The sequence below is a fragment of the Streptomyces sp. NPDC001544 genome (genome assembly GCF_042894285.1).
GTDB lineage: Bacteria > Actinomycetota > Actinomycetes > Streptomycetales > Streptomycetaceae > Streptomyces.
Genome location: NZ_JBIAVN010000001.1, coordinates 204024 through 219667 on the forward strand (window position 1 = coordinate 204024; position 15644 = coordinate 219667).

A 15644-nucleotide genomic window follows, 5' to 3' on the forward strand; every position below is an offset into this window, starting at 1 on the left:
ACGAGCGTTGACCAACAGGCGTTGGCATACCAGGAGGCCCTCATGACCGGCACCGCTGGCACCACCGGCTCCACCCGCTCCACCGGAAGCGCCGCCCGTGACGTCGTCGTCGTCGTGGGTTCCGGTCCCACCGGCCTGCTCCTCGCCGGTGACCTCGCCACCGCCGGCGTCCCCGTCACCCTCGTGGAGAAGCGACCGCACGGGATCAGCAACCTCTCCCGCGCGTTCGTGCTGCACGCCCGCACCCTGGAGCAGCTCGACGCCCGCGGCCTCGCCGACGGCCTGGAGGCGGTCGGACGCCCCCTCGACCGGCTCCGCCTCTTCGGCCGCCTCACCCTCGCCCTCGACACCCTGCCGTCCCGCTTCAACCACCTGCTCGTCCTGCCGCAGTACGAGGTCGAGAAGGCGCTGGAGCGGCGCGCGGCCGAGGCGGGCGTCGAGTTCCGGCACGAGACCGAGGTGACCGGCCTGACCCAGGACGCGGACGGCGTCACGGTCGCGGTCCGCGGCCCAGGGGGGTCCCCCCGCTCGAGCGAAGCCGAGAGTGGGGGAGGCGCGGCCGGGACCCTGCGGGCCGCGTACGTCGTCGGTGCCGACGGTGCGCGCAGCGCCGTGCGGGACGCGATCGGGCTGCCCTTCCCGGGCAGGTCGGTGATCCGTTCCGTCGTCCTCGCCGACGTGCGGCTCGCGGAGCAGCCGGACACCCTGCTCACCGTCAACGCCGTCGGTGACGCGTTCGCCTTCATCGCCCCCTTCGGCGACGGCTACCACCGCGTGATCGGCTGGCACCGCGGCCGCGACGTCCCCGAGAGCGAACCCCTCGACCTGGCGGAGGTCAAGGAGATCACCCGGCTCGCCCTGGGCCGGGACTTCGGGATGCACGACGCCCGCTGGATGTCCCGCTTCCACAGCGACGAGCGCCAGGCGCCGGCCTACCGGGTCGGCCGGGTCTTCCTGGCCGGCGACGCCGCCCATGTGCACACCCCGGCCGGCGGCCAGGGCATGAACACCGGGCTGCAGGACGCGGCCAACCTGAGCTGGAAACTCGCCCAGGTCGTCGGCGGCCACGCCCCGGAGAGCCTCCTCGACACCTACCAGGCCGAGCGCCACCCGGTCGGCAGGGCGGTGCTGCGCAGCAGCGGCGGCATCGTCCGCCTCGCCATGGCCAGGCGCCCCTGGGAGCTGGCGCTGCGGGGCGCCCTCACCGCCTTCCTCGGGGTGGTCGGTCCGGCCCGCCGCAAGGCCGTCGCACAGGTCACCGGCCTCGGCTACCACTACGGCGCCCCCCGCGGCGCCCACCGCCTCACCGGCACCCGCGTGCCCGACGTCCGCCTGGCCGACGGGGGCCGCCTCCACCAGGCCCTGCGCGGCGGCCGCTTCGTACTGATCACCCCGGACAAGTACGAGGACGGGCCCGGGCGCGCGGACCGGCTGACCGTGGCGCGCTGGGCGAGCGGGCGCCGGACGAGCGTGCTGGTGCGCCCCGACGGATACGTGGCCTGGGCGGACGACGCGGCCGGCCCGGCGGCGATCGGGGCGGCGCTCGCGGCCCACGTGGGGTGACCCGTGACGAGAGGGGCGCCCGGCAGACTGCCGGGCGCCCCTCGGGCGTACGTACCGCGAAGGCCTAGCCGGCCGCGTCCGCGTCCGCCGCCTGCGCCTTCAGCGCGCGTTCCACACCCGAGCGGGACTCCGAGACCAGCCGGCGCAGGGCCGGGGCGGGCTCGGCGGAGGCCAGCCAGGCGTCCGTCTTGGCGAGGGTGTCCTCGGACACCTGGACCGACGGGTAGAGGCCGATCACGATCTGCTGGGCGATCTCGTGCGAACGGGCGTCCCAGATGTCCTTCACGACCTCGAAGTACCGGTCCGTGTAGGACGCCAGCAGCTCCCGCTGGTCGGTCTGCACGAAGCCGCCGATGACGGCCTCCTGCACGGCGTTCGGCAGCTTGTCCGACTCGATGACCGACGTCCAGGCCTCCGCCTTGGCCTCCGGCGTCGGGCGGGCCGCGCGGGCGGTGGCCGCGTGACGCTCACCGGCCGCCGTCCTGTCCCGCTCGTACTCGGCGGCGATCTCCGCCTCGTCGAACCGACCGACCGCCGCGAGCCGCTGCACGAAGGCCCACCGCAGCTCGGTGTCGACGGCCAGGCCCTCGACCGTCTGGGTGCCCTCCAGCAGCGCGTCCAGCAGGTCGAGCTGCTCGGGCGTACGCGCCGTCGCCGCGAACGCCCGCGCCCACGCCAGCTGGTGGTCGCCGCCCGGCTCGGCCGCGCGCAGATGGGCCAGCGTGGCGTCCGTCCAGCGGGTGAGCAGGGCCTCGCGGGCGGCCGGGTCGGCGTACAGCTCGATCGCCAGCTTCACCTGCCGCTGCAGCGACTGCACGACACCGATGTCCGACTCCTTGGCGATGCCGGACAGGACCAGGGAGAGGTAGTCCCGGGTGGCGAGCTCCGCGTCCCGGGTCATGTCCCACGCCGACGCCCAGCACAGGGCGCGCGGCAGGGACTCCTGGAAGTCGCCGAGGTGCTCGGTGACGACCTTCAGGGACTCCTCGTCCAGCCGGACCTTGGCGTAGGACAGGTCGTCGTCGTTGAGCAGGATCACCGCCGGGCGGCGCCTGCCGGCCAGCTGCGGTACGGCGGTCAGCTCGCCGTCGACGTCCAGCTCCAGGCGCTCACCGCGCACCAGCTTGCCGCTCGCCTCGTCGAGGTCGTACAGACCGACCGCGATCCGGTGCGGGCGCAGCACCGGCTCGCCCTTGGCACCGGCGGGCAGCGCCGGGGCCTCCTGGCGGACGGCGAAGGACGTGATGACCCCGTCGGCGTCCGTCTCGATCTGAGGCCGCAGGATGTTGATGCCGGCCGTCTCCAGCCACTTCTTCGACCAGGTCTTCAGGTCCCGGCCGGAGGTCTCCTCCAGGGCGCCGAGCAGGTCGGACAGCCGGGTGTTGCCGAACGCGTGCCGCTTGAAGTAGGCCTGCACACCCCGGAAGAACTCGTCCTCGCCGACGTACGCCACCAGCTGCTTCAGCACGGAGGCGCCCTTGGCGTAGGTGATGCCGTCGAAGTTGACCAGCACGTCGTCCAGGTCGCGGATGTCCGCCATGATCGGGTGCGTGGACGGCAACTGGTCCTGCCGGTACGCCCAGGTCTTCATGGAGTTGGCGAACGTCGTCCACGAGTGCGGCCACCGCGAGCCGGGCGCGGCCGCCTGGCAGGCGATGGAGGTGTACGTGGCGAACGACTCGTTCAGCCACAGGTCGTTCCACCACTCCATGGTGACCAGGTCGCCGAACCACATGTGGGCCAGCTCGTGCAGGATGGTCTCCGCGCGCACCTCGTACGCCGCGTCCGTCACCTTCGACCGGAACACGTACTGGTCCCGGATGGTGACCGCGCCCGCGTTCTCCATCGCGCCCGCGTTGAACTCCGGCACGAAGAGCTGGTCGTACTTCTCGAACGGGTACGCGTAGTCGAACTTCTCCTGGAACCAGTCGAAGCCCTGCCGGGTCACCTCGAAGATCGCGTCCGAGTCGAGGAACTCCGCGAGGGAGGGCCGGCAGTAGATGCCCAGCGGCACGGACTGCCCGTCCTTCTCGTACACGCTGTGGACGGAGGTGTACGGACCGGCGATGAGGGCCGTGATGTACGTCGAGATGCGCGGCGTCGGCTCGAACTCCCAGACGTTGTCCTTCGGTTCGGGCGTCGGCGAGTTGGAGACGACGGTCCAGCCGTCCGGCGCCTTCACGGTGAACTGGAAGGTGGCCTTCAGGTCCGGCTGTTCGAAGGAGGCGAAGACCCGGCGGGCGTCCGGCACCTCGAACTGGGTGTAGAGGTAGGCCTGGTCGTCGACCGGGTCCACGAAGCGGTGCAGACCCTCACCGGTGTTGGTGTACGCGCAGTCGGCGACGACGCGGAGGATGTTGCGGCCCTCCAGCAGGCCCGGGAGGGCGATACGGGAGTCCTCGAAGACCTCGGCGGGGTCGAGCGGATCGCCGTTCAGCGTCACCTCGTGCACGGTCGGGGCCACCAGGTCGATGAACGACCCGGCTCCGTTCTCCGCCACGTCGAAGCGCACCGTGGTCACGGACCGGTAGGTACCGCCCTCCTGCGCGCCGGAGAGGTCGAGATCGATCTCGTACGAGTCAACGGTGAGCAGCTTCGCCCGCTGCTGCGCCTCTTCGCGAGTCAGGTTTGTGCCAGGCACGCGGTCATCTCCTCGTTATGTGTCGGTTACGTCATCCTTCCACGTGACCCGTGGGGAAAGCGATGTCCGGATCCCGCCGGTGGGCGGGGCGCGAACACGCCAGCCTGGACGCATGACGACGTACACGGCCCGGCCCATCGACCCCCGGACCCTGAAGGAACTCCGCCTCACCGACGACGCGGGACGGCGAGCGGTCCCCCTGACCGACGACGAGGGCGGCAGCCCACTGCGCTGCTGCCTGCGCCACAGCACCCCCGGCGAGCGGATCGCACTCGTCTCCTACGCGCCCCTGCGTCGCTGGGCCGCGGAGCACGGCGCCGACCCGGGCGCCTACGACGAACAGGGCCCGGTCTTCATCCACGCGGACGAATGCCCGGGCCCGGAGGGCGACGGTCACCCCTTCACCGACGAGCACCACACCGTCCGCCGCTACTCCGCCGCCGGGCACATCCTCGGCGGCCGGCTCGTCGAGGCCCCCGAGGACTTCGCCGCGGCCTTCACGGAGGCCTTCGCCGACCCCGACGTGGCCCTCGTCCATGTGCGGGCGGTGGAGTACGGGTGCTTCCTGTACGAGGTGCGGCGGCCCTGAGCCACCGACGCGCGTGCCACCGGCACGCCGAAGGGGCGGTCACCTCCGGGCATCGAGGCCGGAGGCGACCGCCCCGGGCGGGATGTTCCCAGGGCCTGTCCGGCGGATCAGGTCGCAGGGCACGGGCGGTGCCTCATCGGCGCTGGTGGGCGTGCCAAGCCCCGCGTCTGCGGCATGACCCGCCGGACAGGCCCTAGGCGGAGGTCACGTCCTGCTTGGCGGACAGCTCCGCCGCCACCAGCTCCGCGATCTGCACGGCGTTCAGGGCGGCGCCCTTGCGGAGGTTGTCGTTGGAGATGAAGAGGGCCAGCCCGTTCTCCACCGTCTCGTCGGCGCGGATGCGGCCGACGTACGACGGGTCCTTGCCGGCCGCCTGGAGCGGCGTCGGGATGTCGGTGAGGGCGACGCCCGGGGCGCCGGCGAGCAGCTCGGTCGCGCGTTCGACGCTGAGCGGGCGGGCGAAGCGGGCGTTGACCTGCAGGGAGTGGCCGGAGAAGACGGGGACGCGCACGCAGGTGCCGGAGACCTTCAGGCCGGGGATCTCCAGGATCTTGCGGGACTCGTTGCGGAGCTTCTGCTCCTCGTCGGTCTCGTTCAGGCCGTCGTCGACCAGGTTGCCCGCGAAGGGCAGCACGTTGAAGGCGATGGGGCGCTTGTAGACCTGCGGCTCGGGGAAGTCGAGCGCCTCACCGTCGTGGGTGAGCTGGTCCGCGTCGGCGACGACCTTCTGCGTCTGCCCGTGCAGCTCCGCGACGCCCGCGAGCCCGGAGCCGGACACCGCCTGGTAGGTGGCGACGACCAGCGCTTCGAGGCCCGCCTCCTCGTGCAGCGGCTTCAGCACCGGCATGGCGGCCATCGTGGTGCAGTTCGGGTTGGCGATGATCCCCTTGGGCCGGTTGACGGCCGCGTGCGGGTTCACCTCCGACACCACCAGCGGCACCTCGGGGTCCTTGCGCCACGCCGAGGAGTTGTCGATCACCACGGCGCCCTGGGAGGCGACCTTCTCGGCCAGCGCCTTGGAGGTGGCGCCGCCCGCGGAGAAGAGGACGATGTCGAGGCCGGTGTAGTCGGCGGTCGCCGCGTCCTCCACCGTCACGCCGTCCAGGACGGTCCCGGCGGAGCGGGCCGAGGCGAACAGCCGCAGCTCGGTGAAGGGGAAGTCGCGCTCGTCAAGGATCCTGCGCATGACCGTGCCGACCTGACCGGTGGCTCCGACGATTCCGATCCTCACTGCGACTCCTTCTCCGTGGCTTGCGGGCGCCCCGTGCGTGGCCGGGGCCTTTCCATCATGCGGTCGCCCCCGGCCCGCGTGTCCAATCCTTTGCGCCGGGTGCCCGAGGGGTGGGACGCGATCATCCCGCGGCCGGTTGCGGTCCTGCCGTCCGCACCGCGCTGAGCTGGAGGAATTCCCCCGACGGGCACTTCGCGCCGGAAGCTGTGCTGCCCGGCACCTGCCCATGGGCGCCGCACTCATACGGCGGTGTGACGTATACCTCTGCCCGCACCGCCGCACAGGGGCCGAAAAAGGGCCCCGGCCCGCCGAACGTTTTCCCCCGCCCCGGCGTCGTAGGGGAAACGCGGCGAGGGGAGGAGCGGCTGTGCTGCGCAGAAGGGCCCGCCGCGGCCAGGGGGCGGACCACGCAGGGGCCGATCCGCTGGACGCGGCACAGGAACGCCGGGTGCGGGCGGTGCTCGCGCTGGGCGGCGTACCGCAGGCGGACCTGCCGGACGGGGTGCAGCAGGTCCGCCTGCGGTTGCTGGAACGGGCCGCGAAGGGCGAGGAGGCGCCGCGCGACGTGTCCGCGTGGGCGGCGGTCGTCGCCTCCAACCTCGCCATGGACTGGCATCGCGCCAAACGCCGCCAGGAACGGCTCGGCGAACGCCTGGCCGCGCTCCGGCAGACGGACCATCCCTCCGGCGAGGACACCAGCCTGCTCTCCCTCGCCGTCGCCCGGGGCCTGGACGAACTGCCCGACGCCCAGCGCCAGATCCTCGTCCTGCGGTTCTACGCCGACCTGCCGGTGCGCGGCATCGCCGAGGAACTCGGCATCCCCGAGGGCACGGTCAAGAGCAGGCTGCACACGGCGGTACGGGCCCTGCGCGCCCGCCTGCACGAGGACGAGGTGGTGTGACGTGACGGCCGCACACGACGGCAGCAACGGCTACGACGGCAGCCATGGCAGCGGCTACGGCTACGGCTACGGCAACGGCTACGACGGCGACGACGAGCTGGACGCGCTGATGGCGGTGCTCGCCGACGAGCCGCTGCCCGGCGAGGCCCGCGCCGACGCCGCCTTCATGGCCGGGCACAGGGCGGCCACGGCCGACGTGGCCCTGCTGCGGGAGCAGCTGGGGATCATCGGCGACGCGCTGGCCGGCCCCGAGCCGCGCCCCCGCCCGGCGACGCGGGCCGCACCCGCCGGGGAGCGCTGGTACCGGCACCCCGGGGTGCGGACCCTGTCCTTCGGCGCCCTCGTCACCGCCGCCGTCGCCTCCGTCGTCCTGGGGCTGGGCTGGCTCGTCGTGTCGAACCACGGCGTCAACGAGGTCTCGGGCGGCTCCGCGAGCGACAAGTCGGTGTCCGGGGGCAGCGCCCACGCACCCGCCCGCTTCGGCTGCCCGGACCTCGTGGTCGAGGGCGACATCACGAAGGTCCAGCGGGTCCCCGGCACCGACGAGGACCGCGTCACCCTGCGCGTGACCCGGCACTACGTCCCCGAGAAGGGAAAGGGTGAGGTGACCTTCCTGGTGGCCCGGGAGACCGTGCCCGACCCCAGGCCCGGCCAGCATGTCCTCGCCGCCCTGCACAAGGGCCTCGCCCAGCCGGCCCGCTGGCTCACCGACACCACCGAGATCACCCGCGAACGCGCCGCCTACACGAAGAAGCCGCCGAAGCCCGGCCCCACCACCTGCGAGTGAGGGGTGCACGGCGCCCGCCGTCACGCCCGGTCAGACGTCCTTGGAACGGGCGTAGTGCCGGGACGCCTTCGCCCGGTTGCCGCACGCGGCCATCGAGCACCAGCGGCGGGTGCCGTTCCGCGAGGTGTCGAAGAAGTGCAGTACGCACGCCTCGTGCGCACAGGAACGGATCCGGTCCGGCGCGGTGGCCAGCAGTTCGAGGTAGTTCCGGGCGGCGAGCCAGGCGGGTCCCCATGAGGCGTCCGCGAACTCGGCACGCTCCACCGGCCCCTTCACGGTGAGCCCGGCCCGGATGCGGCCGTGCTCCAGTACGGCGTCCACGAGCGCCACCCCTTCCTCGGAGTGCCCGCCGACGGCCGCCCCGAGGGCGTCGCGGGCCTGGTGCAGATGGCGCAGGGTGCGGACGTCCGGCTCGTACTCCAGCCCGTTGGCCGCCAGCCACACCGCCAGCCCCTCGGTGTCGGTGAGCAGGTCCTGTGTCACTCCCTCGCGGTTCCAGCGTGTGTTGAGCAGGTCGAGCGCGAGGGGCTCGCCGGTGAGGGGGCGGGGGTCGCTGACGGCGGACATGGCTGGCTCCTTCCCGGCTAACCACTCAAGAGTACTTCACTGGTTGACGCGCTCGTTGTCTAACCTTTAAATGTATTGAAAGCGGTTAGTTCGCTGGATCCGTCGAAAGGACAGCCATGCCCCTGCGCACCGGCCACACCGGCCTCAACGTCACCGACATCGACCGCTCCCTCGCCTTCTACCGGGACGTCCTCGGCTTCACGCTGCTCACCGAAGGGAAGGAGGACGGCCGGCGGTACGCGTTCCTCGGCGACGGCGGCGACAGCCTGGTCCTCACCCTCTGGCAGCAGGCCGAGGGACCGTACGACCGGACCCGGGCGGGCCTGCACCACCTGGCCTTCACGGCGGACTCCCCGACCCGCGTCGAGGAGTACCAGCGGGCGCTGACCGCGCACGGCGTGGAGTTCGCCTACGAGGGCGTGGTCGCCCACGGGGAAGGCGCGGCCTCGGGCGGCATCTTCTTCCACGACCCCGACGGCACCCGCCTGGAGATCTCCGTGCCGCATGGCCTGGAAGGCGCTCCCGCCCCGCACGAGTCGGCTCCGACCTGCGGTTTCTTCTAGCCATGGCCGTCTACCACCAGGGCTCCCGGGCCGTACAGGACCGGGTCGGCGTCCGGGAGTCGGCCGACCACGTGGGCCGCGCCGTCGGCAGCGGCATCAAACCGGTCGCCGCCGCCTTCCTGGAACTGCAGCCGATGCTGATCGTCGGCGCGGCGGATCCGGCCGACGGCCGGGTCTGGGCGACGCCCCTGTCGGGCCCACCCGGCTTCGTGCGGGCGACCGGCCCGCACCGGATGTCCGTCGCCGGGGGTGCCACCCACGCGCCCCCGACGACGGCCCTCACCACCGAGGGCACCTTCGTCGGCACCATCGCCCTGGACCCCCGCACCCGCCGCCGCATGCGCCTCAACGGCCGGCTCCAACCCACCGCGCGGGGCTTCGCGGTCGAGGCCGACCAGGTGTTCTCCAACTGCCCCAAGTACCTGCAGCGCAGGAAGACCTACGAGACCGTGCCCGACCGCGTCCCGGAAGCGCCGCTCCGGGCCGCCGAACTGACGGATGCCCAGGCACGCTTCATCGGCGAGGCGGACACCTTCTTCCTCACGACCGTGCACGCCCGCGGAGCCGACACCAGTCACCGCGGCGGCAACCCCGGCTTCGTCCACGTCACGTCACCGCGCGAACTGACCTGGCCGGACTACCCGGGCAACGCCATGTTCCTGACCCTCGGCAACCTGCTCACCGACCCCCGCGCCGGCCTGCTCTTCCTGGACTGGACGACGGGCACCACCCTCCAGCTCACCGGCGAGGCCCGCACGGAGTACGGCACGGACGGCGAGCGCCGGGTCCACTTCACCCTCACGGAAGCCGTCGAGACCAGGTTCGCGCTGCCGCTGCGCTGGTCACCACCGGAATACTCGCCAGCCAATCCGGAGCCGGCACGCTAGCGTCCGTCCATGCGCCGAAAACTGAGGGTGGCGGCCTACGCCGTGTGCGTCCGCGACGGACAGATCCTGCTCGCCCGTTCCCCGGCCCCCGACGGCACGCCCGAATGGGTCCTGCCCGGTGGCGGCATGGAGCACGGCGAGGACCCGTACGACACCGTCCACCGTGAACTGATGGAGGAGACCGGCTACCACATCGAGGTGACCGGTCTCCTCGGCGTGGACTCCTTCCGCCACGTCCTGCGCCGCCGGCCCCTGCGCCCGCTCACCGACCACCACGGTGTGCGGATCATCTACGAGGGCCGCGTCACCGGCGGCGAACTCCGCAACGAGGTGAACGGCTCCACCGACCTGGCCGCATGGCAGGACCTGGACGCCGTACCCGGCCTGGCCCGGATCCCACTGGTCGACACCGCCCTGCGCCTGTGGCGCGAACGCCCGGCGGCGGGCCGGGTGGTGCCCGGGGCGGACGGGACCGGGTGAGCGGCCCGGGGTCCCTCCCCTACCCCGGCAGATGAACGCTGAGTGACCGCCTCCCGGACGGCCGCGGACCGCTCCATGACCGCGCCCCGTACCCGGTGATCCACGTACGGTGATCGGCGCTGCCCGTTGCCGCCTCGTTCACGTGCAGGCCACCCCCGGTGCCAACGATCCAAAGTGAGCGGGATGTTCGCGACAGCGACCGCCCGCGACCACTGCCGACGCAGTTCGCACTCGGGGAGATCGCGCCATGTCGCGCATACGCTCTGTCGCCAGCTCCACGCTGGGGGTCAACCGCCGTACCGTCCTGGCCGCCGCCGGAGGGGTGTCACTGGCCGCGGGCGTGGGATACGCCCTGCGCCCGACGGACAGCCACGCCGCCACCACCACGCCGACCGAACAGGCGCCGGTCGCCAACGGCCGCAAGGCGCCTGCCCCGCCGCTCGCCCCGTACACCAAGGGGACGACCGTCGCGGGCGTCGCCGCGCCCCTGGGCAGCTCCGGCTACCGCCGCCTCGGCGACGGCCCCGGCTGGAAGCGCGTCGTGCGCGGCGATCTGGCCACGCCCAAGTCCGGGCGCGCGGACCGCCGTACGGCCCTCGCCGCGTTCGTGCAGTTCACCGACCTGCACCTGATGGACGTGCAGCACCCGCTGCGCCTGGAGTACCTGCGCGCCACCGACGTGCACGCCTGGCGCCCGCACGAGGCGCTGACCGTGCAGGGCGCCATCTCGCTCGTCGAGCGGGTCAACGCGCTGCGGGGCGCCCCCGTCACCGGCGCACCGCTGCACTTCGTGATGACCACCGGCGACAACACCGACAACAACTCCCACTCCGAGCTGGAGTGGTTCATGAAGGTGATGTCCGGCGGCCGGATCACCCCCAACTCGGGCGACCCCAGACACTACGAGGGCGCCCAGAACAGCGGTATGAAGCTGTACTGGCAGCCCGACTCCACCGTCCGCGACAACGACAAGTCGCTCGGTTTCCCGCACCTGACGGGCTTTCTGGCCGCCGCGATCCGCGAGGCCCGCAGCCCCGGCCTCAACCTGCCCTGGTACTCCACCGTCGGCAACCACGACTCGCTGCCGCTCGGCTGCTACGGCTCGCACGGCGACTCCTACCTCGCCGAGGCGGCCATCGGCGGCAAGAAGCTGCTGAGCGTGACCGCCGCCGAGGCCAAGAAGCTGCAGGACGCCATCAAGAACGCCAAGGACCCGAGGGGCGTGCAGTACCGGGACTTCCTCAAGGCGCACGCCCGGTCGATGCGCTCGGTCACCCCGGACGAGAAGCGCGCCCCCTACACCCCGGCCGACTACCTCAAGGCCCACCTGGACCCGGCCAACCAGGGCCTCGGCCCGGTCGGGCACGGCTACTCCTCGGCCAACGTGGCCGCGGGCACCCAGTACTACGCCTTCCGCATCTCCGACGACGTGATCGGCATCAGCCTGGACACCACCGACGCGGGCGGCCACTACGAGGGCTCCATCGGCACCAAGCAGCTCAACTGGCTGGACAAGACCCTCGCCGACAACAAGGACTCGTACGCCGTCGTCTTCAGCCACCACACCAGCAAGACGATGACGAACACCCGGCCCGACCCGGCCCGTCCGACCGAGCGCCGGCACAACGGGGCCGAGGTCGTCTCGGTCCTCGCCCGCCACGCGAACGTCCTGGCCTGGGTGAACGGCCACATCCACAAGAACGTCGTCACCCCGCACCAGGCGTCCGGCAACCGCTCCTTCTGGGAGATCTCCACCGCCTCCCACGTCGACTACCCGCAGCTCGCCCGCGTCATCGAGCTGGTCGACAACAAGGACGGCACCCTCTCCCTGTTCACCACGCTCATCGAGTCCGCCGCCCCGCACCGCACGGACTTCACCGACCTCTCCCAGACCGGCCTGGCCGCGCTGTACCGCGAGCTCTCCTTCAACGCCCCCGGGGCCAGCACGAGCCTGGCGGGGGACGCGGTCGACCGGAACACCGAGCTGGTGCTCAAGAAGGGGTCAACTACCCGTCGCTAAAGCGTCGGGTTTGCACAACGGGCATCACTGGCTGTGGTGCTGCGTTTGCGTCCAGCCCCGTCCCGCTGACGCGGTGGCGGGGCAGGGGCCGTTGACGGGGCCCCGCGTCGCCACAACTCCCACGCGCGAGCGCGGATGTTACGGGAGCTGTTCCGGTCCGCGTGCGCAACGACGCCGCAGTTCCGGCACGCGAACCGGGCTTGCGAGACCCGGTTCGCCTTGTCGATGTACCCACACTCGGCGCAGGTGCGGGAGGTGTACGCCGGATCGACGTGCACCACCGGTACCCCTGCCTTGCGGGCCTTGTACGCGATGAACTGCCCCAGCTGGGCGAAGGCCCAGCTGGAGTGGGTGGCCCGTTGGGGCTTTCGAAGCCGTACCCGCTCGCGGATGCCTGTCAGGTCTTCCAGCGCGATCCCGCGACCGGTGCGTTCCGCCTCGGCCACCACATGCTTCGCGATCTTGTGGTTGATGTCCCGAGCCCGCCGCGCCTCCTTGAGCCGGCGCTTCTTCAGCCGACGTTTGGCGGACGGGGTGTTTTTCTTCTGCAGCTTGCTGCGGAGGGCGCGCTCCCGTACCCGGACCCGGTTGATCTCGCGTCCGGCCATGATCTCGCCGTCGGAGGTGGTGGCGATGTTCACGATCCCCAGGTCGATGCCGAGGAAGTCCACCGGATCCGTGTTCGCCGGTGCTTCGGGCACCTCGCAGGTGGCGTTCAGGAACCACATGCCGTTCCGGCACACCAGATCGGACTCGCCCTTGCGGTACAGAGCCAAGGTGGCCAGTTGCTCCAAGGATGCGGTGAACCCTACGTCCTTGATCCGCCCGGCAGTCGTCCAGATCGAGACTCGCCGCTCGGCGATCTGCCAGGACAGCATCCGGTCGTCGTACGGCTGCGCCCCGTACGGCCGGAAGACGACCGGCCTCTCCGTCGCCCTGCGGTAACGCTTCGAGCCCGGCCTGCCCAGATTCCCGGCTCGAAGGTTCGCCTTCACAGTGGCGTACGCGTCACATGTCTTCTTGATCACGTGCTGAGCGGCCTGCGCCCCCAGACCCCACCGCGCCTTGATCTGCCCGTAGGTGTGCTCGCGCAGCGCGAAATTCCTCCGCACTCCCCTTTCGAACGCGACCTCACTGGCCCAGGCCGCCGCTTCGTTGCAGGCACGCAGCGTTGCCTCCAGCGCTGCCGCCTGCAAGGGCGTCGGCAACAGCCTGACCTGCACCATCAACTTCACAACCAGCAAAGCTATACGGGCGTACGACAGGCCGCTGACACGTTCACCACGCATCACCCGACCGAGTGACCCCGTGCTGAGTGCACGCAGCACTGGATCCGCCACACACCCGGCTGTTTCGTGGCCGAGCACGCACGAGTGATACCGCGGCACTTCGGGCGGTGATGACGAGGATGCGATTCCTCCCGGGACTGAAGCCCTGGGCTCCTCACAAGAAACGGCTGAAACACACTCAACCGGCGCACAGCAAGGCAACCTGCCGTCACGGCGTAGTGTCCCTCCCGGCGACCGAGCTCGACACCACCGTTCAGCTGGGGGAAGACATGCACGCACGCAAGGCACTGCTGGGAGCGACGGCCGCCGTGACCCTGTCGGTGACCCTGGCGGGGCCGGCCCTGGCCGCCGCTCCCGCCACGGAAGCCGCCGGCCACTCGGCCACCCGTCAGGCCGTCGAGGCACAGGTCGAGGTCGGCGTCACCGGAGTGACCGCCACAGCGAAGGACGCACACGGCACCTGGTCCGTCACCGCGGGCGTCGGCAACCTCCGCACGGGCGCCCCGCGTTCCGCGGAAGACCGCTACCGCGTCGGCAGCATCACCAAGACCTTCGTCGCCACCGTCCTGCTCCAGCTGGAGGCGGAGGGCCGGCTGTCCCTGGACGACAAGGTGGAGAAGTGGCTGCCGGGCGTGGTGCGCGGCCACGGCCACGACGGCCGCGACATCACGGTCCGCCAGCTCCTCAACCACACCAGCGGCGTCTACGACTACACCTCGGACGAGGACTTCGCCCGCACGTACTTCGCGAAGGACGGCTTCTTCCGGCACCGCTACGACACCCTCACCCCGCGGCAACTGGTGGCCGTCGCCATGCGCCACAAGCCGGACTTCGCGCCGGGCACCTCCTGGAACTACTCCAACACCAACTACGTCCTGGCCGGCATGGTGATCAGGAGCGTGACGGGCCACTCCTACGCCGAGGAGATCACCCGCCGCATCATCGCCCCGCTCCGGCTCACGGCCACGTCCCTCCCCGGCACGCAGGCCGCACTGCCTCGCCCGAGCAGCCGCGCCTACGGCAAGCTCGCGGACACGGCGACGGGACCCACGTACGACGTGACCCGCCTCAACCCCTCCATGGCCTCCTCCGCGGGCGAGATGATCTCCGACTCCGACGACCTGACCCGCTTCTACCGTGCCCTGCTGCGCGGCCGGCTCCTTCCGTCCGAGCAGCTGAAGGAGATGAAGACGACGGTGACGGTCGAGGGCGCGCCCAACCTCCGCTACGGCCTCGGCCTCGCGGACATCGCCCTCTCCTGCGGCGTCCACGTCTGGGGGCACGGCGGCGGGATCCACGGCTCCACGTCCTCGGCGACCACGACAGCGGACGGCCGGCACGCCCTGGCGTTCAACTTCAACGCGGACTGGACGGGGGACGACGGCGCCGTGATCGAGGCGGAGTACTGCGGAAAGTGAGGGCCTAGCCCTCTCAGCCCTCTCGGCCATCGGGGAGGGAGTCCAGCCAGTCGGTCAGCCGGGCTCCCTCCTTCGTCATGATCTCCGGGTCGCGCAGGGCGTTGGTCAGCAGCGACATGCCCTGGTACGCGCCCACCAGGGTCAGCGCGAGTCCGTCCGGGTCGGGTTGGCCCAGCTCCCGGAACTGCCCGGCCACCCAGTCGAGGAGCCGCCGTACGACCTTCCCGGCCTCGGCGTCCAGCCCGCCCTCCGTGCGCTTGTCCAGCTCCGCGGCCAGCGTCCCGGTCGGGCAGCCGAAGCGGGCCGCGAGGTCGCGCTGCTCCACCCAGCCGGCCACCAGCGCCTTCAGACGCTCCCGGGGGCCGGTGAGCCGGTCCAGTTCGCCGGTGACGGCGTCCAGTTGCCGGGAGTGCTCGGCGAGGGCGGCGGCGACGAGGTCGTCCTTGGTCTTGAAGTAGTAGTAGACGTTCCCCGTCGGCACGTCGGCGGCACGCGCGATGTCGGCGATCGTGGTCCGCTCGACGCCCTGCCGGTGCACCACCTCGGCCGCCGCGGCCATCAGCCGCCGCCGCTTGGCTCCGGCGGCCTGCGCTCTCGGATTCTGTCCCGGATTCAGTGAGTCAGTCACCCGACTAACTTTAGGGGGTGACCTGTGCTACGGTCTCCGGGCGAACTGAGTCAGTCAACTAACTAAGTCGCTGGGAGAAA

The 15644-nt window shown here is 71.5% G+C and carries 14 protein-coding genes; 9 read left to right on the plus strand and 5 right to left on the minus strand.

Translation table 11 applies throughout. The features are described from left to right. Positions 1–42 precede the first annotated feature (42 nt). Positions 43–1563 carry an FAD-dependent monooxygenase gene (locus tag ACFY0F_RS00935; RefSeq protein ID WP_388786922.1) on the plus strand — a complete coding sequence of 507 codons (1521 nt, stop codon included), beginning with the start codon at positions 43–45 and terminating at the stop codon, positions 1561–1563. Positions 1564–1627: 64 nt separating this feature from the next. Here ACFY0F_RS00935 and pepN read toward each other — a convergent pair whose 3' ends face one another. Beyond that, the gene (gene pepN, locus ACFY0F_RS00940) at positions 1628–4204 is read right to left on the minus strand and encodes an aminopeptidase N (RefSeq protein ID WP_388786925.1); all 2577 of its coding nucleotides are present in this window, start codon (positions 4202–4204) and stop codon (positions 1628–1630) included. A 112-nt stretch (positions 4205–4316) separates the two neighbouring features. Here pepN and ACFY0F_RS00945 point away from each other — a divergent pair, with 112 nt between their 5' ends. Continuing rightward, entirely contained in the window at positions 4317–4793 is a 477-nt protein-coding gene (locus tag ACFY0F_RS00945; protein WP_388786928.1) for a DUF1203 domain-containing protein, read from the plus strand. Positions 4794–4986: 193 nt separating this feature from the next. Here the strand turns inward: ACFY0F_RS00945 and ACFY0F_RS00950 are convergent, their stop codons facing one another. After that, complete coding sequence (locus ACFY0F_RS00950) at positions 4987–6024, minus strand: aspartate-semialdehyde dehydrogenase (RefSeq protein ID WP_388786931.1); 1038 nt, start codon at positions 6022–6024, stop codon at positions 4987–4989. Between the two features lie 367 nt (positions 6025–6391). Between ACFY0F_RS00950 and ACFY0F_RS00955 the strand changes: the two genes are divergently transcribed. Together ACFY0F_RS00955 and ACFY0F_RS00960 are read left to right on the plus strand one after the other, a co-directional pair. Further along, entirely contained in the window at positions 6392–6925 is a 534-nt protein-coding gene (locus tag ACFY0F_RS00955) for an RNA polymerase sigma factor (protein WP_388786934.1), read from the plus strand. 1 nt (position 6926) lies between these two features. After that, a complete protein-coding gene (locus ACFY0F_RS00960; protein ID WP_388786937.1) occupies positions 6927–7712 on the plus strand; it encodes a hypothetical protein in 786 nt (261 codons plus the stop codon). Between the two features lie 30 nt (positions 7713–7742). Here ACFY0F_RS00960 and ACFY0F_RS00965 read toward each other — a convergent pair whose 3' ends face one another. Next, entirely contained in the window at positions 7743–8279 is a 537-nt protein-coding gene (locus tag ACFY0F_RS00965) for a CGNR zinc finger domain-containing protein (RefSeq protein ID WP_388786940.1), read from the minus strand. A 116-nt stretch (positions 8280–8395) separates the two neighbouring features. Between ACFY0F_RS00965 and ACFY0F_RS00970 the strand changes: the two genes are divergently transcribed. The 4 genes from ACFY0F_RS00970 to ACFY0F_RS00985 all read left to right on the plus strand — a co-directional run bounded on the left by ACFY0F_RS00970 (position 8396) and on the right by ACFY0F_RS00985 (position 12229). Next, positions 8396–8842, plus strand: coding sequence for a VOC family protein (locus tag ACFY0F_RS00970; RefSeq protein WP_388786942.1), 447 nt, complete (start codon positions 8396–8398; stop codon positions 8840–8842). 2 nt (positions 8843–8844) lie between these two features. Continuing rightward, a complete protein-coding gene (locus ACFY0F_RS00975) occupies positions 8845–9729 on the plus strand; it encodes a pyridoxamine 5'-phosphate oxidase family protein (protein WP_388786945.1) in 885 nt (294 codons plus the stop codon). A 9-nt stretch (positions 9730–9738) separates the two neighbouring features. Next, entirely contained in the window at positions 9739–10209 is a 471-nt protein-coding gene (locus ACFY0F_RS00980) for an NUDIX hydrolase (protein ID WP_388786948.1), read from the plus strand. Between the two features lie 247 nt (positions 10210–10456). Beyond that, positions 10457–12229 carry a TIGR03767 family metallophosphoesterase gene (locus ACFY0F_RS00985; protein WP_388786950.1) on the plus strand — a complete coding sequence of 591 codons (1773 nt, stop codon included), beginning with the start codon at positions 10457–10459 and terminating at the stop codon, positions 12227–12229. On the opposite strand, the gene ACFY0F_RS00990 is transcribed toward ACFY0F_RS00985, so the two are convergent. Beyond that, entirely contained in the window at positions 12226–13464 is a 1239-nt protein-coding gene (locus tag ACFY0F_RS00990) for an RNA-guided endonuclease InsQ/TnpB family protein (protein WP_388786953.1), read from the minus strand. The genes ACFY0F_RS00985 and ACFY0F_RS00990 overlap by 4 nt on opposite strands. A 323-nt stretch (positions 13465–13787) precedes the next feature. Between ACFY0F_RS00990 and ACFY0F_RS00995 the strand changes: the two genes are divergently transcribed. Next, a complete protein-coding gene (locus ACFY0F_RS00995; RefSeq protein ID WP_388786956.1) occupies positions 13788–14936 on the plus strand; it encodes a serine hydrolase domain-containing protein in 1149 nt (382 codons plus the stop codon). Between the two features lie 13 nt (positions 14937–14949). On the opposite strand, the gene ACFY0F_RS01000 is transcribed toward ACFY0F_RS00995, so the two are convergent. After that, positions 14950–15564, minus strand: coding sequence for a TetR/AcrR family transcriptional regulator (locus tag ACFY0F_RS01000; RefSeq protein ID WP_388786959.1), 615 nt, complete (start codon positions 15562–15564; stop codon positions 14950–14952). Positions 15565–15644: the final 80 nt, after the last annotated feature.